19 protein-coding genes are annotated in these 21,815 nt (G+C 64.3%); 14 read left to right on the top strand and 5 right to left on the bottom strand.

The features are described from left to right. Window positions 1–6: 6 nt before the first annotated feature. The 8 genes from AC0L2O_RS06425 (at window position 7) to AC0L2O_RS06390 (ending at window position 11,272) form a co-directional block, all read left to right on the top strand. Entirely contained in the window at window positions 7–957 is a 951-nt protein-coding gene (locus AC0L2O_RS06425; protein ID WP_473369103.1) for an ABC transporter permease, read from the top strand. A 3-nt stretch (window positions 958–960) separates the two neighbouring features. Further along, window positions 961–1,836 carry an ABC transporter permease gene (locus tag AC0L2O_RS06420; RefSeq protein ID WP_369721642.1) on the top strand — a complete coding sequence of 292 codons (876 nt, stop codon included), beginning with the start codon at window positions 961–963 and terminating at the stop codon, window positions 1,834–1,836. A gap of 58 nt (window positions 1,837–1,894) precedes the next feature. Next, the gene (locus AC0L2O_RS06415) at window positions 1,895–3,223 is read left to right on the top strand and encodes an NAD(P)/FAD-dependent oxidoreductase (protein WP_473369102.1); all 1,329 of its coding nucleotides are present in this window, start codon (window positions 1,895–1,897) and stop codon (window positions 3,221–3,223) included. 12 nt (window positions 3,224–3,235) lie between these two features. Further along, window positions 3,236–4,162: a 2-hydroxyacid dehydrogenase gene (locus tag AC0L2O_RS06410; RefSeq protein WP_473369101.1), complete on the top strand. Its 927-nt coding sequence runs from the start codon at window positions 3,236–3,238 to the stop codon at window positions 4,160–4,162. Window positions 4,163–4,363: 201 nt separating this feature from the next. Next, complete coding sequence (locus AC0L2O_RS06405) at window positions 4,364–6,232, top strand: ABC transporter ATP-binding protein (protein WP_473369100.1); 1,869 nt, start codon at window positions 4,364–4,366, stop codon at window positions 6,230–6,232. Between the two features lie 274 nt (window positions 6,233–6,506). After that, window positions 6,507–8,444: an autotransporter domain-containing protein gene (locus AC0L2O_RS06400; RefSeq protein ID WP_473369099.1), complete on the top strand. Its 1,938-nt coding sequence runs from the start codon at window positions 6,507–6,509 to the stop codon at window positions 8,442–8,444. 44 nt (window positions 8,445–8,488) lie between these two features. Then, window positions 8,489–9,694, top strand: coding sequence for an ABC transporter substrate-binding protein (locus tag AC0L2O_RS06395; RefSeq protein ID WP_473369098.1), 1,206 nt, complete (start codon window positions 8,489–8,491; stop codon window positions 9,692–9,694). Between the two features lie 114 nt (window positions 9,695–9,808). Continuing rightward, complete coding sequence (locus tag AC0L2O_RS06390; RefSeq protein ID WP_473369261.1) at window positions 9,809–11,272, top strand: aldehyde dehydrogenase; 1,464 nt, start codon at window positions 9,809–9,811, stop codon at window positions 11,270–11,272. A 17-nt stretch (window positions 11,273–11,289) separates the two neighbouring features. Here the strand turns inward: AC0L2O_RS06390 and AC0L2O_RS06385 are convergent, their stop codons facing one another. Further along, the gene (locus tag AC0L2O_RS06385) at window positions 11,290–11,976 is read right to left on the bottom strand and encodes a helix-turn-helix domain-containing protein (protein ID WP_473369097.1); all 687 of its coding nucleotides are present in this window, start codon (window positions 11,974–11,976) and stop codon (window positions 11,290–11,292) included. A 143-nt stretch (window positions 11,977–12,119) separates the two neighbouring features. Beyond that, window positions 12,120–13,343, bottom strand: a complete 1,224-nt coding sequence (locus AC0L2O_RS06380) for a polyhydroxyalkanoate depolymerase (protein WP_473369096.1) — start codon at window positions 13,341–13,343, stop codon at window positions 12,120–12,122. 180 nt (window positions 13,344–13,523) lie between these two features. Between AC0L2O_RS06380 and AC0L2O_RS06375 the strand changes: the two genes are divergently transcribed. Beyond that, a complete protein-coding gene (locus AC0L2O_RS06375; RefSeq protein ID WP_369721647.1) occupies window positions 13,524–14,180 on the top strand; it encodes a glutathione S-transferase family protein in 657 nt (218 codons plus the stop codon). A 269-nt stretch (window positions 14,181–14,449) separates the two neighbouring features. Here the strand turns inward: AC0L2O_RS06375 and AC0L2O_RS06370 are convergent, their stop codons facing one another. Then, complete coding sequence (locus tag AC0L2O_RS06370) at window positions 14,450–14,674, bottom strand: hypothetical protein (RefSeq protein WP_409192248.1); 225 nt, start codon at window positions 14,672–14,674, stop codon at window positions 14,450–14,452. A 183-nt stretch (window positions 14,675–14,857) separates the two neighbouring features. On the opposite strand from AC0L2O_RS06370, the gene AC0L2O_RS06365 reads away from it, so the two are divergent. From AC0L2O_RS06365 to AC0L2O_RS06345, 5 genes are all read left to right on the top strand, one after another. Beyond that, window positions 14,858–15,199 carry a coiled-coil domain-containing protein gene (locus AC0L2O_RS06365; protein WP_369721648.1) on the top strand — a complete coding sequence of 114 codons (342 nt, stop codon included), beginning with the start codon at window positions 14,858–14,860 and terminating at the stop codon, window positions 15,197–15,199. A 103-nt stretch (window positions 15,200–15,302) separates the two neighbouring features. Further along, a complete protein-coding gene (locus AC0L2O_RS06360; protein ID WP_473369095.1) occupies window positions 15,303–16,136 on the top strand; it encodes a GyrI-like domain-containing protein in 834 nt (277 codons plus the stop codon). Between the two features lie 134 nt (window positions 16,137–16,270). Continuing rightward, window positions 16,271–17,209: an SMP-30/gluconolactonase/LRE family protein gene (locus AC0L2O_RS06355; RefSeq protein WP_473369094.1), complete on the top strand. Its 939-nt coding sequence runs from the start codon at window positions 16,271–16,273 to the stop codon at window positions 17,207–17,209. Between the two features lie 117 nt (window positions 17,210–17,326). Beyond that, window positions 17,327–17,920 carry a GNAT family N-acetyltransferase gene (locus AC0L2O_RS06350; protein ID WP_473369093.1) on the top strand — a complete coding sequence of 198 codons (594 nt, stop codon included), beginning with the start codon at window positions 17,327–17,329 and terminating at the stop codon, window positions 17,918–17,920. 15 nt (window positions 17,921–17,935) lie between these two features. Next, the gene (locus AC0L2O_RS06345; protein ID WP_473369092.1) at window positions 17,936–19,582 is read left to right on the top strand and encodes a GMC family oxidoreductase; all 1,647 of its coding nucleotides are present in this window, start codon (window positions 17,936–17,938) and stop codon (window positions 19,580–19,582) included. A gap of 1,018 nt (window positions 19,583–20,600) precedes the next feature. Here the strand turns inward: AC0L2O_RS06345 and AC0L2O_RS06340 are convergent. Together AC0L2O_RS06340 and AC0L2O_RS06335 are read right to left on the bottom strand one after the other, a co-directional pair. Beyond that, window positions 20,601–21,443: an AAA family ATPase gene (locus AC0L2O_RS06340; protein WP_027529387.1), complete on the bottom strand. Its 843-nt coding sequence runs from the start codon at window positions 21,441–21,443 to the stop codon at window positions 20,601–20,603. 85 nt (window positions 21,444–21,528) lie between these two features. Beyond that, the gene (locus AC0L2O_RS06335; protein WP_473369091.1) at window positions 21,529–21,774 is read right to left on the bottom strand and encodes a GlsB/YeaQ/YmgE family stress response membrane protein; all 246 of its coding nucleotides are present in this window, start codon (window positions 21,772–21,774) and stop codon (window positions 21,529–21,531) included. Between the last annotated feature and the right edge of the window lie 41 nt (window positions 21,775–21,815).

Genomic DNA, 21,815 nt, shown 5'->3' with positions numbered 1-21,815 from the left:
CCTGAGATGGTCCGTTACGTCGCCAATCGCCTGGCGCAGGCGATCATGCTGCTGGTGATCGTCTCCGCGATCGGCTTTGCCGTCGTGCACCTGGCGCCGGGCGGGCCGCTGTCGCAATTTGCCGCCTCCGCGCAGATGACGCAGGAGGATCTCGAGCGCGTCAGCAGGCAGCTCGGCCTCGATCGCTCGCTGCCGATCCAGTACCTCGATTGGTTCGGCCGCATGCTGAAAGGCGACTGGGGCCGCTCGTACCGCGACGGCGAGGCGGTGCTCTCGGTGATCTCCTCGCATCTCGGCGCCACGCTGGAACTGATGGCGACGGCGACCATCATCGCGGTGCTGCTCGGCTGCTGGATCGGCGTGCTCGGTGCGCTGCGCCGCTATTCGCTGTTCGATACGCTCGCAACCGTCGGGGCCATGATCGCGCTGTCGATCCCGACCTTCTGGTTCGGCCTCGTCACCATCTACGTCTTCTCGGTGAAGCTCGGCTGGCTGCCGGCCGGTAATCGCGAGACCATCGGCGACGGGTCGCCGCTGGACCTGCTGCATCATCTGATCGCGCCGGCGCTGGTGCTGGCGCTGGTCGAGACCGCGATGTGGGGGCGCTTCATGCGCTCCGCGATGCTCGAAGTCATCAACCAGGACTACATCCGCACCGCGCGCGCCAAAGGCATGCCGGAATGGCGCATCCTCACCGTGCACGCGCTACGCAACGCGTTGCTGCCGATGATCACCGTTGCGGGGCTTCAATTTCCGACGCTGCTTGGAGGAGCGCTGGTTGCCGAGACCGTGTTCACCTGGCCCGGCATGGGCCGGCTGTTCCTCGATTCCATCGGCTATCGCGATTATCCCGTGGTGATGGGCATCCTGATGTTCTCGGCCACCATGGTGCTGATCGGCTCGCTGCTTGCCGACATCCTTTACGCGGTCGTCGATCCGCGCATCCGGGTGGGCTAGGCGATGGCGACTGTAGTCGTGTCCACCGCTCAACCCGCACCCGGCCAGGCCGCGTGGCAGCGATTCCGCCGACACCGGCTTGCGCTCGCGGGCGCGGTCATCATTCTCGTCCTTGTTCTCGGCTCGGCGCTCGGCCCTTATCTGCTGCCGTTCGACGACACGTATATCGACATCATGAAGCGGTTCGCGCCGCCGCTGTCGGGCGCGCACATTCTCGGCACCGACGAGCTTGGCCGCGATGTGCTGGCCCGGCTGATGATGGGCGCGCGCGTCTCGCTGTCGATCGGCATCGTCGCGATGGTGATCGCGATGGCGGTGGGCATCGCCGTCGGCGCCTTCGCCGGCTTCTACGGCGGCGTGGTCGGCGCGGTCCTGATGCAGCTCGTCGACGGCGTGCTGTGCTTTCCGACCATCTTTCTCCTGCTCGCGCTGGCGGCGCTCACCGAGCCCGGCGTCGTCACCACCACCGTGCTGATCGCAGCGACCGCCTGGATGTGGGTGGCCCGCGTCGTCGAAGCCCAGGTGCGCTCGCTGCGGGAGCGCGAGTTTGCGGTGGCCGCGCTCGCGTTCGGCTCGTCGAACCTGCGGATCATGTTCCGCGAGCTCGTGCCCAATGCGATGGCGCCGATCGTGGTGGCAGCGACGCTGAACGTCGCCAAGTCGATCCTGCTGGAATCCTATCTCAGCTATCTCGGCTACGGCATTCAGCCGCCGGCCGCGAGCCTGGGCAACATGCTCAACAACGCGCAGATCTATCTCACCAGTGCGCCCTGGCTTGCCATTGCGCCGGGCGTTGTCATCACGCTCGCGGTGACGAGCTTCAACTTCCTCGGCGACGGGCTGCGCGACGCGCTCGACCCGCGGATGAACATCCCATGATCTGCAAACCAGCGACGAGCAAGCTTGCATCGATCGAACCGACTTCCAGGAGTGTCCTATGTCCCCGCCGCTCAACCGTATAAACAGCGACGAACGCCTGCCGGCGCAGGTGGACATCGTCGTCATCGGCGGCGGCGTGATCGGCGTCTCGGCGGCCTATCATCTCGCGAAGAAGGGGCTTTCCGTCGCGTTGGTCGAGAAGGGGCATGTCGGGGGCGAGCAGTCGAGCCGCAACTGGGGCTGGTGCCGGCAGCAGGGCCGCGCGCGGGAGGAGATTCCGCTGGCGCGCGAAGCGTTGCGACTGTGGGAGGACATGCAGAACGACGCCGGCGTCGATGCCGGCTTCCGCCGCACCGGCGTGCTGTTCCTGACCAAGAGCAAGGACGAGCTCGCCAGCTGGGAGCGCTGGGCGGCGATGGCGCGCGAACAACAGGTTCACTCCACCGTGCTGACGCCGGCCGAGATCGCCGAGCGCCTGCCCGGCAATGCCGAGACGTGGGTTGGCGGCCTGCACACGCCGAGCGACGGGCGCGCCGAGCCCTCGATGGCCGTGCCCGCGCTTGCGACCGCTGCGCGAAAACACGGCGTCACCATCCACCAGGGCTGCGCCGCGCGCGGATTGGAGACGCAGGGCGGACGCGTCAGCGCCGTCGTCACCGAGAAGGGGACCATTCGCACCCAATCCGCCCTGCTGTCGGGTGGCGCGTGGTCGTCGCTGTTCTGCCGCCGCCATGGCATCGAGCTGCCGATCGGCCTCGTCAACGCCACCGCATGCCGGACCACGCCGGGTCCGGAGATCACGTCGGGTGCGCTTGGCACCGATTTCTACTGCATCCGCCGCCGCCTCGACGGCGGCTTCACGCTCGCGCTGCGCAACCGCGGCACGGTCGAGCTGTCGCCCGACCTGTTCCGCTACGCACGCACCTTCTGGCCGACCTACCTGCATCGCCGCAACGGCTTGAAGATGTCGTTCGGCAAGTCGTTCTTCGACCAGCTCGCGCGCGGCACGAGCTGGGGCTTTGACAAGCCGTCGCCGTTCGAGACCGAGCGTGTGCGCAATCCCGAGCCTGACATGTCGCTGGTCAATGCGGCGCTGGCTTCGCTGATCAAGTCGAACCCCGAGCTGAAGGACATCGAGATCGCAGAAGCCTGGGGTGGCACCATCGACTGCACGCCGGACACGATTCCGGTGATCTCGCAGGTCGACGCGCTTCCGGGCTTCTTCCTCGCCACCGGATTCTCCGGCCACGGTTTCGGCATCGGCCCTGCGGCCGGCAAGCTCGCCGCCGATATCGTGACGGGGTCGACGCCGCTGGTCGATCCGGCAGCTTACAGCCACACGCGCATGATCGACGGCCGCCGGCTCGCGCCGGTCAGCCCGTTCTGAGGCTTTGACAGTATGACGGTTCTCTACAAGGCCAACATGGTGCGCGGCGCGGAGTGGGCGCGCTTCTTCGCGGAGCGCGCGCCCGACCTGCCGTTCCGGCTCTGGCCCGACATCGGCGATCCCGCGGAGGTGCGTTACCTGGTGGCGTGGGTGCCGCCGGATGACATCGCGGCGACCTTTCCCAATCTCGAGCTGGTCTTCTCGGTCGGCGCCGGCGTCGATCAGTTCGACACCACGAAAGTTCCGCGCCACATCCCGCTCGTCCGTATGCTTGAGCCGGGCATTGCCGAGACGATGGTGGAATACGTCACCATGTCCGTGCTGGCGCTGCATCGTGATCTCCTGCACTTCATCAGCCAGCAGAAGGCGCAGGTCTGGCGCGAGATCCGGATCACGCCGGCGAAGCGTCGGCGCGTCGGCGTCATGGGGCTCGGGCAGCTCGGCCAGGCCGTGCTCGAACGCCTCAAGGCGTTCGAGTTTCCGCTTCTCGGCTGGAATCGCTCGCCGCGCGATATCGAAGGCGTTGCTTGCTATGCCGGCGCGGAGACACTCCCAAAATTTCTCGCGCAGGCTGACATTCTGGTGTCCCTGCTGCCGCTGACCGACGACACTCGCGGTATCCTCAACGCGGACCTGTTCGCGCGGCTGCCGCGCGGTGCCTCTCTCGTTAACGTCGGCCGTGGCCCGCATCTGGTCGAAGCGGATTTCCTCGCCGCGCTCGATAGTGGCGCGCTTTCAGGTGCGGTGCTCGACGTCGCCGAACCCGAGCCGCTGCCAGCCGGTCATCCCTTCTGGAGCCACCCGCGCATCCTGCTGACCCCGCACAATGCCAGCATGACGACGCCGGATACGGCGGTCGATTACGTGCTCGACGTCATCGCACGGCACCGCCGCGGCGAAGAGCTGCCGGGGCGTGTCGATCGTAGTCGCGGCTACTGAGGGCGCAATGGCAATGGTGACATCAGTGCAGCCACGAGCTCAGTTCACCTCTCCCGCTTGCGGGAGAGATCGGCGCGCAGCGCCGGGTGAGGGTTCTCTCCTCTTGGAGGTCCTCGATCGTGGAAGCACCCTCTCCCCAACCCTTCCCGGCAAGCGGGGGAGGGAGCGCACCTTCGTTGCGGCATGCATCAGGTGCTTCGCATGAACACCGGCGCAAATGCATCCGAGCAGGTCGTCGCCGAAGCACAGTGTCCCATGCTGTCGGTCGCAGGCCTCACGACCTCGTTCATGCGCGAGCAGCAATGGGTCCCGGTCGTTCGCAACGTCTCGTTCGACATTGCCGCGCGGGAAACCGTTGCCATCGTCGGCGAGTCCGGGTCGGGCAAGAGCGTCACCGCGCTCTCCATCATGCGCCTCATTCCGAAGGAGAGCGGCCGTATCGAGGGCCGCGTCGCGCTTTCCGGCCGCGATCTGCTGACGCTGCCCGAAGCGGGCATGAAGGATATTCGTGGCAACGAGATTGCCATGATCTTCCAGGAGCCGATGACGAGCCTCAACCCGGTGCTCACCATCGGCTTCCAGATTGCGGAAGCACTGATTCAGCATCGCGGACTGTCGCGCCCCGCTGCCGAGACCGAGACCATCCGTCTGCTCGATCGTGTCCGCATCCCCGCAGCGAAGTCGCGTTTCCACGAGTATCCGCATCGCTTCTCGGGCGGCATGCGCCAGCGGGTGATGATCGCGATGGCGCTCGCCTGCAAGCCCAAACTCCTGATCGCCGACGAGCCCTCCACGGCACTCGACGTCACCATCCAGGCCCAGATCCTGGAGCTTCTGAAAGAGCTCCAGCGCGAGGAGGGGATGTCGATCCTCTTCATCACCCACGACATGGGCGTGGTCGCCGAGATCGCCGATCGCACCGTGGTGATGTATGCCGGCCAGGCGGTGGAGACCGACGCGACTGCGCACATCTTCGCATCACCCTCGCATCCCTACACAAGCGCGCTGCTCGCGGCCGTGCCGCGCCTCGGCTCGATGGACGGACGCGCGCGGCCGATGCGTTTTCCGATCGTCGACAAGATGACGGGGACGTCCGACGATCCGACGGAAACGCCTGATACGGTCTCGACCGCCGAACGCCCGCTGCTCGAGGTGTCCAATCTCACCACGCGCTTCGCGATCCGGTCGGGATTGTTCGGAAAGGTCTCCGGCCGGGTCCACGCGGTCGAGAACATCTCATTTACGCTACGCGCCGGCGAGACGCTGGCGCTGGTCGGCGAGTCCGGGTGCGGCAAGTCGACGACGGGCCGCTCGATCCTCAAGCTGATCGAGCCGGACAGCGGCACGGTTCTGATCGAGGGCCAGGATGTGCTCGCCATGAACGGCCGCACCTTGCGGGACTTCCGCAAGAAGATGCAGATCGTGTTCCAGGATCCGTTCGCGAGCCTCAATCCGCGCATGTCGGTGGGAACGGCGATCGCCGCGCCGCTGCTCGCCAACGGTGTCGCCACCGCCGCTCAGGCGCGCGACAAAGTCGCCGATCTCCTCACGCGCGTCGGCCTGACGGCTGACATGGCCGCGCGTTTCCCGCACGAATTCTCCGGCGGCCAGCGTCAGCGCATCTGCATCGCGCGTGCGCTGGCGCTCGGACCGAAGCTGATCGTCGCCGATGAGGCCGTCTCGGCGCTCGACGTCTCGGTGAAGGCGCAAGTGGTCAATCTCATGCTCGACCTACAGGCCAGCATGGGCCTGGCCTATCTTTTCATTTCCCACGACATCGCGGTGGTCGAGCGCATGAGCCATCGCGTCGCGGTGATGTATCTCGGCGAGATCGTCGAGACCGGTCCGCGTGCGGCCCTGTTCGGCAATCCCCAGCATCCCTACACGAAGAAGCTGATGGCCGCCGTGCCGGTGCCCGATCCTGCTCGGCGCGGCACCAGGCGCGAGGCCGCCAACGACGAAATCAGAAGTCCGGTGCGCGCGCCGGATTACCAGCCGCCGGTGCGGCAATACCGCGAAGTGTCGCCGGGTCACGTCGTGCAGGTCTGGGGCGCGGAGTGGTCGGCCTGAGGCGCGGAGCCGGTTGTTGAGGCGACCACACCGCCGTTGGTTGCTCGATCTTGATCATCTCCACGCGAACGCGACGGACAGCCGCGCCGAAAACTGGAGCCGCTATCAGCGTGCCAGGCTCGGGCACGCGGACGGCGCTGAGCGGACCGTCCGTGCCGGGAAATCTCCTATAGAAGATTTGTCTTTTATAATAGAAAATTTCTGCTAGGCTTCGTTTTGTGAAGGCGCAGTCAAAGACGCCACGCAGGGACGACAACGTAAACAGGGGGTCGCCGTGAGACTGAAGTCAGCGGTACCGGCCGCAGCATTGCTGCTGGCCGCGGGAATGCCTGTTGCCTGCGCGCAGGCGCAGCAGTTCGGAACGATCTACGGATTCGGCGACAGCCTGCTCGACGTATCGCGCAATTGCCCGATCGCGTTTCCGCAATCGGCGCCCTACGGCGCCTGCGGCAATGGACGCGGCTCGCTGCAATGGCTGTCAATGCTGACCAGCTACAGCTTCAGCAAGCCCAACGATTACGCCTACAACGGCGTAGGCAACGGCGTCTTCCCCGCATTCAACGGCGGCCCGACAGTGGCGCAACAAATCGTGGAGTTCACGAGCGGGGGGCGGAGCTTTCAGCCGAATGACCTCATCGTGGTCGGCGGAATGCCGAACAACTGGGCAGCCATGTTCCTCGGGATTCCCGATCCGAACGGGGCGCCTTACACGCCGCAAACGCTGTCGGCGGCTACATTGTCTCAGCAATACAATAACATCTCGCAACTGATCAAAGCGGGCGGGCACAATTTCATTGCCGAGAACATGTTTAGCTCGTCGACCTATAACTGGTATAACGTCGGTGGATTTTACCCCTTTGGGCCGCCCTACAATCAGATTCCGGATCTGCCGATCGCTCGTCAGTTCTTCGAACTGGTCAACGACAATCTCGCGGCAACTCTCGCGCCACTGGCGCGGCCGGGCGTGCGCATTCACGTTGTCGATCTCGCCGCAATCTACACCAAGGCCTACACCGACCCGAGCAGCCTTGGATTCAAGACCGGTACCGCCTGCATTTTCGACGGCAGCTGCCTGACGGCGTCGAAGGACGTGCAGAACCAGCATTTCATGTTCGATCTTCATCCGACCGATGCGGGCTACGCGGTGATTGCACGCTACGAGGCCAATCTGCTCGCGGCGCAGGACGGCATCGCCGCGCAGGGCGACGTCGCGCAGCTCACCGCACAAAATTTCTCGAACTCGATCTTCTCGCGGCTCGACGCCTTTCGCGCCAACGATCCGCGCGTAACTGGGGCGGCGCCACCATCTCAGGCCTTCGCCTTCATGGACCGGCCCGGCATGAGCACCAAGGCACCGCCGCGTCTTGCGCCCGAACTGCCGCTCTCGGTCTATCTGGCCGCAGCCTATGGTAGCGGCAGTCGCGGCGACCGCTTCAGCGCCGATGGCAACGCCGTCGGTTTCGACTACACGCTCGCGGGCGGCACCTTCGGCGCCGACTACAAGGTCGATCCGAACATCCGGATCGGAGGCGCGCTCAATTACACCAATCCGATCGCGAATCTGCATGGCGGCACCGGTCATCTCAATCTCGACAGCTACCAGATCGGCGGCTATGCATCCTTCACCTACGCGCATCTGTTGACGGATGTCGTCGCGACCTACGGCTACAACAATTACCGGATTGATCGTCCCGGGGTCGTCGATACGATCCGCGGCAGCACCAGCGGCAACACCGTCACAATCGGCGCCAAGTCAGCCTATCTGTTCGATGTCGGCGCGGTCCGGGTCGGCCCGCTGGCGGGGCTCGTCTACGATTACACCAACGTCAATCCGTACACCGAGACCGGTGATCCCATCATCACCCAGGCGGTCGCGCGGCAGAAGCTCGAAGGGCTCACCGGGAGCGCGGGCGTGCAGTTTCGTGCGCCTTTCGTGGTTGCTACGCGCCCGATCAACTCCTTCCTCAACCTGACCGCCGAGCACGATTTCCTCGGCGGCGCGCGGACGCTGCTTGCGGCGGAAACGGTCGCGCTTGCTCTGCCGATCTACACCGTCGTCCAGGGCAATCCTGATCGCACCTATGGCAAGGTGGTGGGCGGCCTCAGCACGGCTGTGTCGGGCAACATCAACGCCATGCTCACGGCGGCCGGAACGTTCGGCACCAGCAATCCGCAATTCGCGCTGCAAGGCGCAGTCAAGGTAGCTTTCTAATGACGATGAGAATGAAAAATCAGCGATATCTCAGGGAGGGAATTATGACCTTGTCACTGCTTCGCGCGGCTGCGCTTGCAATGCTGCTGGGCGCCGCTCCTGCCGCGGCGCTCGCCGAAGATGCGCCGTTCCGGATCGGCGTCATCGATGACATGTCCGGCGTCTATTCCGGCAATGGCGGGCCTGGCACCGTGCTGGCCACCAAAATGGCGGTGGAGGATTTCGGCGGCAAGGTGCTGGGTCGTCCGGTCGAGGTCATCTCGGCCGATCATCAGAGCAAGCCCGACATCGGCGCGGCGCTCGCGCGCCAATACATCGAGCAGCAGGGCGTGAGCGCGATCATTCCGGGTGGTGCGAGCTCGGTTGGGCTTGCGGTGCAGGCCATTGCGCGCTCGCTGAAGAAGACCACGCTGGTCAGCGGCGGCTATGCCTCGAATTTCAGCGGCGACGGCTGTTCGCCCTACGGCACGCAGTGGGCGCCATCGACCAGCGAGCTCTCCAAGATCATCGCCAAGGGCATCGTCGATGCTGGCGGAAAGAAGTGGTTCTTCATCGTCGCCGACTATGTCTTCGGCAAAAATCTCGCGGCCGATGCCGGCGAGACCGTCAAGGCCTCCGGCGGGCAGGTCGTCGGCCAGGTGCTGCATCCCCTTAATGTCACGGATCTCGCCTCGCAACTGCTGGCGGCGCAGGGCTCCGGTGCCGACGTGATCGGGCTGGCCAATGCCGGGCCCGATCTCGTGCTCGCGATCAAGCAAGCCAGGGAATTCGGCGTCAGCGCCAAGCTCGCGACCATGCTGGTGTTCGAGAACAACGTCACTGCGCTCGGGCTTTCCACCGCGCAGGGGCTGCGGCTCGCCGCCTCGTTCTACTGGGATCTGAATGACGAGACCCGCGCCTGGTCGAAGCGCTTCATGGCCCGCAACGGCAACGCGGTGCCGACCATGGGGCACGTGCTGGCCTATCTCGCCACCACCCACTACCTGAAGGCGGTCGCCGCAATCGGCTCCGACGATGCCGCACAAGTGCAGGCCAAGATGCTGCAGCAGCCGATCGAAGGCAATTTGATCCAGCACGCCCATATCCAGCCCAATGGCCGGGTGGTCTCCGACATGCACATTTTCGAGGTGAAGAGTCCGCAGGACTCCAAGAGCCCCGCGGATCTCTACAGGTTGGTCGCGACCCTCCCGGGTGATGGCCTGTTCGTCTCCGCTGAGAAGAGCGGATGTCCCTATCTCGCCGTGCGGTGAGAAGAACAAAGTTGGAATCGGAGTGTTGGTATGAATACTGAAGGCTCGAAGCGCGCGACGTCGTCGCCTGTCGAGGTGCGGGGCGACGTCCCGCACGAGCTTGAAGTCTTCAAAATGTACATCGATGGTGAATGGTGCGAATCCGCTTCGGGCCGCTGGCTGGAGACTAAAAACCCGTTCACGGGAAAGCCATGGGCCGTCATTCCCAGGGGAAATGCGGAGGACATCGACAGGGCCGTGCAGGCGGCGAACAGAGCCTTCGTTGCCGGTCCCTGGGCCAGCACCCATCCGAGCGATCGCGGCGCGCTGTTGAATCGGCTTGCCGACCTGATCGCTGCGAACGCGGAGCGCCTGGCCGAGCTGGAAGTGCGCGACAACGGCAAGCTCAAGGTGGAGATGCTCGGCCAGATGAGATATCTGCCGCGCTGGTTTCAGTATTACGGCGGCCTTGCCGACAAGATCGAGGGCCGCATGCCGCCGACCGACAAGAAAGGCATGCTCCACTACGTCTCCTACGAGCCGGTCGGCGTCGTCGGCGCGATCACGCCGTGGAATTCGCCGCTGCTGCTCACGGTCTGGAAACTCGCACCCGCGCTTGCCGCCGGCAACACCGTGGTCATCAAGCCGTCCGAATTCGCGTCCACGTCTCTGCTCGCATTGGTCGAGCTGTTCGAACAGGCAGGCTTCCCGAAAGGCGTGATCAACGTCGTCACGGGCCTCGGCGCCGAGACCGGGGAGCCCCTTGTCGAGCATCCCCTCGTCGACCGGATTGCCTTCACCGGGGGGAATCTTGCCGGTCGCAAGATCTATGAAGCGGCGGCGCGGCAGTTCAAGCGCGTCTCGCTCGAACTCGGCGGCAAGTCGCCGAACATCGTATTCGCAGATGCGAGCATCGAGGATGCAGTCAAGGGCGTCATCTCCGGCATCTTCGCCGCAAGCGGGCAGACCTGCATGGCCGGCTCGCGGCTGCTGTTGCACTCCTCGGTCTACGACGCGTTCCTTTCGCGTCTCGTCGAGGTGATGAAGGTGGCGCGTCTCGGCGATCCCAACAGCCCCGAGACCGACGTCGGGCCGGTTGCCACCGAGCAGCAATTGCAGAAGGTGCTTCACTATATCGAACTCGCCAAACTCGAAGGCGCTCGCTGCGTTCTCGGAGGCCGGCGGGCCTTTCGGCCGGAATGCGGCGACGGCTGGTTCGTGGAGCCGACCATCTTCGCCGACGTCACCAACGACATGCGGATCGCGCGCGAGGAGGTGTTCGGTCCGGTTCTCAGCGTGATCAGATTCGATTCCGACGACGAGGCGGTCGCGCTCGCCAACGACACGCCGTTCGGCCTTGCGGCGGGCCTATGGACCACCGACCTCGGTCGCGCGATCGCGATGCCGAAGCGGCTGCGGGCAGGCACGGTCTGGGTCAACGCCTATCGCGTCGTCAGCTATCTCTCACCCTTCGGCGGCTTCAAGGAGTCCGGCATCGGCCGCGAGAACGGGCTCGATGCGATCTACGAATATCTGGAACCGAAGAGCGTCTTTATCAATCCGACGCCGTCGATCTCCAATCCGTTTACGTTGCAGTAGGACGGAAGCAATTCGGGTCAGGCGCGACGGCGCCGGATGACGAGATAGTACGCGCATGGAGTCCCGCCCGCGTTGATAAAGCGGTAGGATTCGCGCACATCGAAGTAGAAGGAGTCGCCGGTATCGAGGACGTAATTCGCCTCGCCGGTATGCACCGTCAGCTGGCCCTCGTGCACGACCAGATATTTTTCCGTCGCCACCTTGTAGGGCGGCAGCTCGCCGGAGGATTCGCCCGGCGGAATGCGATGCAGCAGGAACTCCAGGTCGTTGTCCAGATGGGACGGCGACAAATTGTGACGCTCAAAGCCGGTCTCGGGGTCCTTGAAAGCCAATCGGTTGGCTCGGCGGATCACCGCGACCTGGGCGGGATCGGGCTCCGCGCCCATCAGCGTGGACATGGAGACGTTGAGTCCCTTGGCGATACGCACGATGATCGCGAGTGTCGGGCTCTTCTCGCCGCGTTCGACCTTGGACAGCATGGCACGGCTGACGCCGGATTGCGCCGCAAATTCCTCCAGCGTCAGGCCCGCCTGGGTCCGCAATCGCTTCACCCGGCCGCCGAGTTCGACAATGATGGCATCGTCACCCGCGCGGCCAGTCCGCGGCTGCCGCCGTGATTTCGTTGGTGCTTTGCGCGAAATTGCACCCTCGTTTCCGGGCGCTTCCGAAGTCTTCTCTCGTCGGGCAGGCGATCTGTCGTGCATGCGGCGCATATTTTCAGAAGTTGGGGCGCCTCACAAGGTTGTATGTGCCTCGGCTCTCCCTGGAGCGCCGTTTCGTTGCATCAGATCGTCTGTGGTGTCCGTCGCGGCGCGCGCCGCGACGAATGCACCTTACGAAGTGACCCTCACGAATTGACGTGCACGAAATCCCGCAGCAGCGGATAGATCTCGTTGTTCCAGCGTTTGCCCGAGAACACGCCGTAATGGCCGACGCCGGCCTGCATGTGGTGGACGCGGCGATAGGCGCGCACGCCGGTGCAGAGGTCTTGGGCTGCGAGCGTCTGGCCGATCGAGCAGATGTCGTCCTTCTCGCCCTCGACCGTCATCAGCCCCATGCGGCTGACCGCCTTGGTGTCCACCGGGCGGCCCCGATGCATCAGCTTGCCTTGCGGCAGCAGGTGCTCCTGGAACACGTCGCGCACGGTTTCGATGTAGAACTCCGCCGGCAGGTCCATCACGGCGAAATATTCGTCGTAGAAGGTCTTGATGCTGGCGGCCTTCTCCTTCTCGCCCTTGGCGATGTGATTGGCGAGATCCATGTGCTGCTTGATGTGCCGCTCGAGATTCATCGAGACGAAGGCGGTGAGCTGCACGAAGCCCGGATAGACCTTGCGGAGCGCGCCGCGGCACTGCACCGGCACATAGTTGATGAGGTTGCTCTCGAACCAGTCGATCGGCCTGCTCTTGGCGAACTCGTTGACCCTGGTCGGCTGGATACGGGTGTCGATCGGGCCGGCCATCAGCGTCAGCGTCGCAGGCCGTGAGGGGTGATTGCCCTCGCACATGATCGCGGCGGCGGCGAGCGCCGAGACCGACGGCTGGCAGATCGCGACCATATGCGGCCGCGGCCCCAGCTGTCCGAGGAAGTCGATCAGATGCTCGGTGTAGTCGTCGAGACCGAAGCGTCCTTCGCTGCGCGGAATGTCGCGCGGATTGTGCCAGTCGGTGATGTAGACGTCGTGATCCTGCAGCAGCGTCTTCACGGTGCCGCGCAGCAGCGTGGCGAAGTGGCCGGACATCGGCGCCACCAGAAGCATGCGCGGCTGCTCGCCGACGCCCTCCTTCTTGAAACGCAGCAGCGAGCCGAACGGCGTCGCGTAGGCGATCTCCTCGGTAACCGCAACCTCGCGATTGCCGACCATGACGCTGTCGATGCCGTAGGCCGGGCGATGGTAAGTGAGGGTGGACCGCGAGATCAGCTCCAGGGCAGCCGAGAGTCGGCCCACCACCTGATCCGACATGCCCCGTGGCACCAGATGGAGGAATTTGAGCGCGGACGAGGCGCCCGCCCGCCACGGCGCCGTCAGATCCATCTGGTTCTGAAAGGTCTGATAAAACATCGACATCATACTGAAGTGCCCACCTGTCCGATGTTGCCATGCAATATCGAAGCCAAAGCTGGGCCAAATCGCCCGGAAAACTGGCACATCGCTTGCTATTCAAGCTGAGCGAGCCACTCGGGAAGCACAGGCAATGGGCACGCCGGTGGGCCCGGCGGGGGTGCATCACAGGCGTGAGGGAACGGCCATATGGCGAAAGCGACACTGACCATCAGCAGCAAGAACTACTCATCCTGGTCGCTGCGTGGCTGGCTGCTGACGAAGTTTTCCGGGCTCGATTTCGAGGAGATCGTGACCGCGCCGGACGACGCATCGGCGCGCGCCGAAATCCTGTTGCTGTCGTCCTCGATCCTGGTGCCATGCCTGCGGCACGACGGCGCCACGGTCTGGGATACGCTGGCGATTGCCGAATATCTCAACGAGGCGATGCCGGATGCCGGGCTGTTGCCGGCGGATCGCGTCCAGCGGGCGCATTGCCGCTCGATCTGCGGCGAAATCCATTCCGGTTTCACCACGCTGCGCGCCTCGCTGCCGGTCAACCTGAAGGGCCACTTCCCGGCCTTCAAGATCTGGTCGCGCGCGCAGGCCGATATCGATCGCGTCTGGGCGATCTGGCGCGACTGCCTGGACAAGTCCGGCGGCCCGTTCCTGTTCGGCGAAAAGCGCACCATGGCGGATGCGATGTATGCGCCGGTGGTGACGCGCTTCGTCACCTATGACGTCAAGCTCGAGCCGCAGCTGAAGGCCTATGCCGATGTCATCATGGCCATGCCCGAGATGAAGGAATGGATCGCGGCAGCCAAGGACGAGCCGGCCGAGATCGAGGAGCTGGAGGTCGAATATTAGGCAGCCGCGCCCCGTCCTGCCCGTTTCGGCGGCGGAACTGGGGCGTGCAGGGCTGCGCCTCGGGAATTAACGTTTGCAGTCGGCGATGTGCTCAGGCCCGCCCGCGCCTCTCGCAGATGTGGTACGCGCGCACGGGCTGACTTCGATATCTAGCCGTGAACAGGCGTGGACGGAGCCATCAGGCTGATTCGGACGCGATTCGTTCGAACCGCGTTCCGAAGGTTAAGGTGCCACGCGTCGCCGTCGCATTTCGGGACAGGTGCGAGCTTTCAGGCGACCCCGGTGTGCTTCATGCGCGGCAGCCGCCATCCGATCACGGTTGCTTCCACCGCGACCCCGGCCGCGTCATTCTGCCAGCGCCCCTCGACATAACGGCATGCGAACGGCAGCTGATACGTACCGCTGTGGTCCTCGCACAAAACCTCGACCGGCAGGCCGGGTGGCGGTTCTCCGGCGCCATCGAATTCCGCCAGACGTCTGTCGCGCGTTGCCATTCCAATAATCTCCCCTCATCAAAGCTGCGGAACGAGCGCCCACTTCTTCCGCGTACGGTTCATTGCTCCCTGTCCGAGGGAACATGCCAAGCTCAACGCGAGAATGCGGTACGAGTGTGGTAGCTTCGCCAAGGCGCGCCCAATCGGCGCAAATTGCCGTGATCAATTTGGCAAGGAACCTGGATGCCGCGCACGTTGGCTGCCGTTTGTTTCGCGATCTTACCGCTCGTCACGCCGGCGCATGCGCAGGACGTGCCCGGCATCGAGATCTGCACGGTCGAAAAGACCATGGAGCGTCGCACCAGCTGCCTTCAGAGCAATGTCGATTTCCTCCAGAAGACGATCACGAAACTTAACCTCGATCATCAGCAGAAGCTCGATGCCGCCAATCGCCAGATCGATGCGTTGAAGGTGACGCTTGCCGGCTTGCAGAAGACCATCGGCGATCTCCAGGCGGCGCAGACGAAGATCATCGAGGATGTGAAGAAGAAGCAGGACGCGCCGGCGCCGAAGGATGCGAAGTAGGTTTTGTAGGCTGGCAAAGCGAACCGTGCGGGAGCAATCCTGATCAAGCGAAGCGCGCGGGGACGGCGCATGATCGCCCCGCTTCGAATGAGAGGCGCAACCCATGAACCCAGCCCAGCGCGCGCTCTGGTACATCGAAAGCCATCTGACCGAGCCGATGACGCTCGACGAGATCGCTGCGATCGGCGGCGTGTCGCGGTTCCACATGGTGCGCGCGTTTGCCGCGGCCACCGGCTTGCCGGTGATGCGGTACGTGCGCGCACGCCGGCTGAGTGAGGCGGCGCGCAGCCTTGCCAGGGGCGCGCCGGACATTCTCAGCCTCGCGCTGGAGGCGGACTACGGCTCGCACGAAGCATTCACCCGCGCGTTCCGCGACCACTTTGGCACCACACCAGAAGCGGTGAGGGCGGCGACGTGCATCAGCCATCTCAAGCTTCAGGAGCCGATCCTCATGGACTCCACCGCATCAGACAACCTCGTCCCGCCCCGTTTCGAAACCGCAAAGGCCTTTCTTGTCGCCGGCCTCACTGACCGCATTGCCTGCGACAACGGTGCGATCATCCCCGGGATGTGGCACCGCTTCCACCAGGAGGTCGCCGACATTCCCGCGCGCATTGGCAAGGTGGCCTATGGCATCTGCTGCAATGGCGATGATGCCGGCAATTTCGACTACATCGCCGGTGTGGAAGTCGCCGACTTCTCGGATCTGCCGCGCCGCTTCGGTCGCATTCGCATCCCCGAGCAGCGCTATGCGGTGTTCACCCATTCCGATCACGTTGCCTCGATCCGCCGCACCGTCAATACGATCTGGAATCAATGGCTGCCTGCCTCTGGCCTCAAGGCCGCGGATGCGCCGAACTTCGAGCGTTATGACGAGGCGTTCGATCCCATGACCGGCAATGGCGGCTTCGAGATCTGGGTGCCGGTGAAGGACTAGCGCGCAACGCTGGCATACCTTCCCGGTTGCTTGGCAAGACGGACCTGCTTTGCCATAACCGCAGGCAAATCTTGTGTGCGAGGCCCATGCCGGACATCCCGCGCAAGCCATAACAAGCAGCCGGGAGGGTCTCCATGTCCGATGTCACGTCCAACGTCCGTGTTCTCGCCACCGACCTCGAATTTCCCGAAGGGCCGGTGGTGATGCCGGATGGTTCGGTCGTGCTGGTGGAAATCCGCGGCCAGCGTTTAACCCGGGTGTATCCTGATGGCCGCAAGGAGATCGTGGCCAAGGTGCCGGGCGGCCCGAATGGTGCGGCGCTCGGGCCCGATGGCAAGATCTACATCTGCAACAATGGCGGCTTCTCCTGGATCCCGACCCGCAACATGATCATGCCCGGCCCGCAGCCGGATGATTATCTGGGCGGTTCGATCCAGCGGGTGGATCTGCAATCGGGCAAGATCGAGACCGTCGTGACCAAATGCGGCGAGCACGAGCTGCGCGGGCCGAACGATCTGGTGTTCGACAAGCACGGCGGTCTCTGGTTCTCCGATTTGGGCAAACGCCGCGCGCGCGAGATGGATGTCGGCGGCATGTATTATCTCAAGCCCGGCATGACCGAGATCGTCGAGGTCGTGCACGGCGTGCTGCCGGCCAATGGCATCGGGCTGTCACCGGACGAGAACACGGTTTACATCGCCGAGACGCCGACGGGGCGGCTCTGGGCTTATGAGCTCTCCGCGCCCGGCACGCTCAAGCCGCGCGACGCGATTTATCGCGGCGAGCGGGGCAAGCCGATCTGCGGGCTCGGCGGCTACCAGATGTTCGACTCGCTCGCGGTGGAAGCGAGCGGCAATATCTGCGTCGCCACGCTCGTCTCCGGCTGCATCTCGGTGATTGCGCCTGATGGCGCGCTGGTCGAGCAGGTGCCGACCGGCGACCGCGTCACCACCAACATCGCCTTCGGCGGCCCCGGGCTCAAGACCGCCTACATCACGCTCTCCGGCAAGGGCGAGCTGATCGCGATGGACTGGCCGCGCGGCGGTTTGCCTCTCAATTTCCTAAACAAATAAACGGTGCTAGTTGTCGTCATTGCGAGCGAAGCGCAGCAATCCAGAAATGCGGTCCGCGGAGACAGTCTGGATTGGTTCGTCGCTTCGCTCCCCGCAATGACGTAAGGAGAGAGTTCAATGCCCTGGCCCGATCCCATCACCCTGCGCGGACAGCACGCGCGTCTGGAGCCGTTGTCGCATGATCATCGCGAGGCGCTGACGAAGGCGGTGAAAGACGGCGAGCTGTCCAAACTCTGGTACACGGCGATCCCTCTGCCGGAGAACATGGGCAAGGAGATCGACCGCCGCTTGGGCCTCCAGGCCGCGGGCTCCATGCTGCCGTTCACCGTGTTCGACGGCGGCGGCAACATCGTCGGCATGACGACCTACATGAACATCGATGCCGCCAACCGCCGCGTCGAAATCGGCTCGACCTGGTACGGCAAGGGCGCGCAGCGCGGGCCGCTCAACACGCAATGCAAGCTGCTGCTGCTCACCCACGCCTTCGAGGCCCTGAGCTGTATCGCGGTCGAATTCCGCACGCATTTCTTCAACCACCAGAGCCGCCGCGCCATCGAGCGCCTCGGCGCCAAGCAGGACGGCATCTTGCGCAGCCACCAGGTCGCGCCGAACGGCGCACTGCGCGATACCGTGGTGTACAGCATCATCGCCGCCGAATGGCCGACGGTGAAAACGCATTTGAATTATCAACTCAACGACAAGCCGCGCTAAAGCGGCCGAGGCACCATGGACAGATTTGATTATGTTATCATCGGCGCGGGTTCGGCCGGCTGCGTGCTCACCAGCCGGCTGAGCGAAGATCCCGGCACCAGCGTCTGCGTGCTCGAGGCGGGCCCTTCCGACTGGCATCCCTACATCCACCTGCCGGCGGGCTTCATCAAGACCTTCCACATGAAGAGCATCAACTGGGCCTACCAGCAGGAGGTCGGGGCCTGGACCGGCGGCCGCAGCATCTACGCGCCGCGCGGCAAGACGCTCGGCGGCTCGTCCTCGATCAACGGCCACATCTACAATCGCGGCCAGCGCATGGATTTCGACACCTGGGCGCAGATGGGCAATCGCGGCTGGGGCTATGCCGACGTGCTGCCCTATTTCCGGCGGCTGGAGAAGCGGGTCGGCGAGGGCGAGGAGATTTATCGTGGGCGCGACGGCAATCTCATCGTCACGACGATGAACTGGCGCGATCCGCTGTGCGAAGCCTTCATGGAAGGAGCGGTCTCGCTCGGCATTCCCCGCAACCCCGACTACAACGGCAAGACCCAGGAAGGCGTCTCTTACTGCCAGCGCACCATCGACAAGGGTCTGCGCGTCTCCGGCGCGACCGCGTTCCTCAAGCCCGCGATGAAGCGGCCGAACGTGCATGTCCACACCCACGCGCATGCGACCGAGATCATTTTCGAGGGCAAGCGCGCCGTCGGCGTGCGCTACATGAAGGGCGGCCGTGGCGGTACGCCGGTCGAGGTGCGCGCCAACAAGGAAGTGATCCTGTCGGGCGGCACCTATAATTCGCCGCAGCTGTTGCAGCTCTCCGGCATCGGCTCGCCGGACCTGTTGCAGGCCCATGGCATCCAGGTGCGTCACGCACTTCCCGTGGGCGAAGGACTGCAAGACCATTACGCCCCGCGCACGGTGGCGCGTGTGAAAGACATCAGGACCATCAACGAGCTCCGCCGCGGGCTGTCGCTCTGGGTCGAAGCGCTGAAATGGGCCACCACGCGCGGCGGGCTGCTCTCGCTGTCGCCGACCATGGTCTATTGCTTCTGGCATTCCGGCGAGAGCGCGGAGAGCTCGGACTTGCAGCTCACCTTCACGCCGGCCAGCTACAAGGAAGGCGTGCAGGGTCAGCTCGAGGACGAACCCGGCATGACGGTCGCGTCCTGGCAGCAGCGCCCCGAGAGCCGCGGCTATGTCCGCATCCGCTCGGCTGATCCGTTTGCCCCGCCGATCATCCAGACCAATTATCTCGACGCCGAGCTCGACCGCCGCGTCATCGTCGCAGGCATGAAGCTCGCACGGCGCCTTTTGAAGTCGGCGCCGTTGTCGCCCTATTACGCCTACGAGGATTTCCCGGGCCCGAACATCAACACCGACGACGAATTCCTGGCGGCAGCCACCGAGCGCGGCACCACCACCTTCCACCCCGGCTGCACCTGCCGCATGGGTCCGGCGGACTCCACCTGGGCGGTCGTCGACGACCAGCTCCGCGTCCACGGCCTCCAAGGCTTGCGCGTGATCGATGCCTCAGTGATGCCGCGCATGATCTCGGCGAACCTGAATGCATCCACGATGATGATCGCCGACCGCGCCTCCGACCTGCTCCGCGGCAAACAGCCGATGGAAGCCGCGCGCGTGCCGGATGCCGCGGTGGCGTAGAAATCGGCAAGGTAGACCGGATGGTCCTGTAGCCCGGATGGAGCGTAGCGCAATCCGGGATGACTGCACCGGTTTGCACGACTTACCCGGATTTCGCTGCGCCCCATCCGGGCTACTTGGCCGTCGGGCAAAACACCCGCCATCTCGTCAATCCCTCACCGCAAAAACATTCCACTTTACCGAAATTCGGAATTGCGGCATAAATCGAAACAGCCCGGCCTACGGAAGAGGGGCGGTTCGCGAGTCGTTCGAAACGCGGGCCGGGTTGCGGTGGACGCGGCAGCGTCGGCACGAGAGGTGCGGGCAGGGCGGGTAGTCCCTGTGAGTTCGCGGCCGCGTGTAGACGGACGACGCTGAACGCGTACGGCAAAACCGTGTGGTCCTGGCCGTCGTTGCTGCGGTCAAGCCTGTCGCGGAGGTGCGAGCGAGCCCAACCGGGCAGACTGCATCATCCAATTCGCGGGGCGAGGGAGGCCAGAACGAACTCGGCTCCCGGGAGAGCACGGCATAAGCCGTCCAACCATCGCGCAGGGAAGGCCGTGTGTTTGGCTTCACCTGTATGCCGCTGTGCAGTCCTTTTGCGCTATTTGCGCACAGCGGACCGTGGGTGCCAGCCGGCACCCGGCCTTCCCTGCGCCCTCTTTTTTGGGGGGTGTGAAGGAGAGAGCATAGCTCGGGCGGAATGCGCCGCGAGGATGCGAAGGCGTGTCTGCGACTGAAATGCAAGTTGGTGATTGATGCAGTTGCCCCTTGCTCCGTCATTGCGAGCGCAGCGAAGCAATCCAGAGTCCCTCCACGGAAAGACTCTGGATTGCTTCGCTGCGCTCGCAATGACGAGGTGGAGGGAGGCTCGCACCATACTCTCACCGTCATCGCCCGCGAAGGCGGGCGATCCAGTATTCCAGAGGCGGTTGTGATTGAACCGAGAGGCCGCGGCGTACTGGATTCCCCGCTTTCGCGGGGAATGACGGCGGTGATCGGAGCGGCGGCAGCGCGCCGACGCAGGAAGGCAGTGACTCTAAACTTCCCGCCGGCTCAAAAACGCCAGCCGCTCGAACAGATGCACGTCCTGCTCGTTCTTGAGCAGCGCGCCGTGCAGCGGCGGGATCAGCTTGCGCGGGTCGCGTTCGCGGAGCTGCTCCACGCTCATGTCTTCGTTGAGCAGCAGCTTCAGCCAGTCGAGCAGCTCGGAGGTCGATGGCTTCTTCTTCAGGCCGGGGACTTCGCGCACCTCGAAGAAGATGCGCAGGGCTTCCTCCACCAGGCGCTTCTTGATGCCGGGGAAGTGGACGTCGACGATGCGGCCCATGGTGTCGGCGTCGGGGAACTTGATGTAGTGGAAGAAGCAGCGGCGCAGGAAGGCGTCCGGCAGCTCCTTCTCGTTGTTGGAGGTGATCATCATGATCGGGCGCTGCTTGGCCTTGATGGTCTCGCCGGTCTCGTAGACATGGAATTCCATGCGATCGAGTTCGAGCAGCAAATCGTTCGGGAATTCGATGTCGGCTTTGTCGATCTCGTCGATCAAGAGCACCGGACGCTGCTCGGCGGCGAAGGCGTCCCAGAGCTTGCCGCGCTTGATGTAGTTCTTGATGTCGGACACACGCGCATCGCCGAGCTGGCTGTCGCGCAGGCGCGACACCGCGTCATATTCGTAGAGGCCCTGCTGCGCCTTGGTGGTGGACTTGATGTGCCAGGTCAGCAGCGGCGCGTTCAGCGCCTTCGCCACTTCCTCAGCCAGCACCGTCTTGCCGGTGCCGGGCTCGCCCTTGATGAGCAGCGGACGCTCCAGCACGATCGAGGCGTTGACGGCGACCTTGAGATCGTCGGTCGCAACATAGTCCTTGGTGCCGGTAAATTTCATCGCGCGTCCTTGTTGGTCGGCCGCTGTCGCGGTCCGACAAAAGGAACGGCCGCGCGAGGCGGCCGTTCCTGGTTCGGTCAGGCTTTCAGACCCGTTTTATCAGCGAAAGGATGACGAGCACAATCACCGCGCCGATGGTGGCGTCCAGGATCGAGCCGAGCGTCCCCGTGGCCAGCGCGACGCCAAGCTGTGGCAGCACCCAGCCTGCGACCAGCGCGCCGATGATGCCCACCACGATATTGCCGAGCAGGCCAAATCCCGCGCCGTGGACAATTTTGCCGGCAAGCCAGCCGGCGATCGCACCAATGATGAGTGCTGCGAGAATTCCCATTGTAAACGTCCCCAAGACAACCCCGTGAGGCGCCAATTCTA

Source organism: Bradyrhizobium sp. Kon10 (assembly GCF_055807395.1).
Note: the sequence above shows the minus strand (reverse complement) of the source record. Positions and strands in the feature narration are given on the sequence as shown.

Coding starts and splice junctions, on each gene's coding strand:
- AC0L2O_RS06425 (WP_473369103.1), top strand. CDS start 7: ATGGTCCGTTACGTCGCCAATCGCCTGGCGCAGGCGATCATGCTGCTG.
- AC0L2O_RS06420 (WP_369721642.1), top strand. CDS start 961: ATGGCGACTGTAGTCGTGTCCACCGCTCAACCCGCACCCGGCCAGGCC.
- AC0L2O_RS06415 (WP_473369102.1), top strand. CDS start 1,895: ATGTCCCCGCCGCTCAACCGTATAAACAGCGACGAACGCCTGCCGGCG.
- AC0L2O_RS06410 (WP_473369101.1), top strand. CDS start 3,236: ATGACGGTTCTCTACAAGGCCAACATGGTGCGCGGCGCGGAGTGGGCG.
- AC0L2O_RS06405 (WP_473369100.1), top strand. CDS start 4,364: ATGAACACCGGCGCAAATGCATCCGAGCAGGTCGTCGCCGAAGCACAG.
- AC0L2O_RS06395 (WP_473369098.1), top strand. CDS start 8,489: ATGACCTTGTCACTGCTTCGCGCGGCTGCGCTTGCAATGCTGCTGGGC.
- AC0L2O_RS06390 (WP_473369261.1), top strand. CDS start 9,809: ATGTACATCGATGGTGAATGGTGCGAATCCGCTTCGGGCCGCTGGCTG.
- AC0L2O_RS06385 (WP_473369097.1), bottom strand. CDS start 11,976: ATGCACGACAGATCGCCTGCCCGACGAGAGAAGACTTCGGAAGCGCCC.
- AC0L2O_RS06380 (WP_473369096.1), bottom strand. CDS start 13,343: ATGATGTCGATGTTTTATCAGACCTTTCAGAACCAGATGGATCTGACG.
- AC0L2O_RS06375 (WP_369721647.1), top strand. CDS start 13,524: ATGGCGAAAGCGACACTGACCATCAGCAGCAAGAACTACTCATCCTGG.
- AC0L2O_RS06370 (WP_409192248.1), bottom strand. CDS start 14,674: ATGGCAACGCGCGACAGACGTCTGGCGGAATTCGATGGCGCCGGAGAA.
- AC0L2O_RS06365 (WP_369721648.1), top strand. CDS start 14,858: ATGCCGCGCACGTTGGCTGCCGTTTGTTTCGCGATCTTACCGCTCGTC.
- AC0L2O_RS06360 (WP_473369095.1), top strand. CDS start 15,303: ATGAACCCAGCCCAGCGCGCGCTCTGGTACATCGAAAGCCATCTGACC.
- AC0L2O_RS06355 (WP_473369094.1), top strand. CDS start 16,271: ATGTCCGATGTCACGTCCAACGTCCGTGTTCTCGCCACCGACCTCGAA.
- AC0L2O_RS06350 (WP_473369093.1), top strand. CDS start 17,327: ATGCCCTGGCCCGATCCCATCACCCTGCGCGGACAGCACGCGCGTCTG.
- AC0L2O_RS06345 (WP_473369092.1), top strand. CDS start 17,936: ATGGACAGATTTGATTATGTTATCATCGGCGCGGGTTCGGCCGGCTGC.
- AC0L2O_RS06340 (WP_027529387.1), bottom strand. CDS start 21,443: ATGAAATTTACCGGCACCAAGGACTATGTTGCGACCGACGATCTCAAG.
- AC0L2O_RS06335 (WP_473369091.1), bottom strand. CDS start 21,774: ATGGGAATTCTCGCAGCACTCATCATTGGTGCGATCGCCGGCTGGCTT.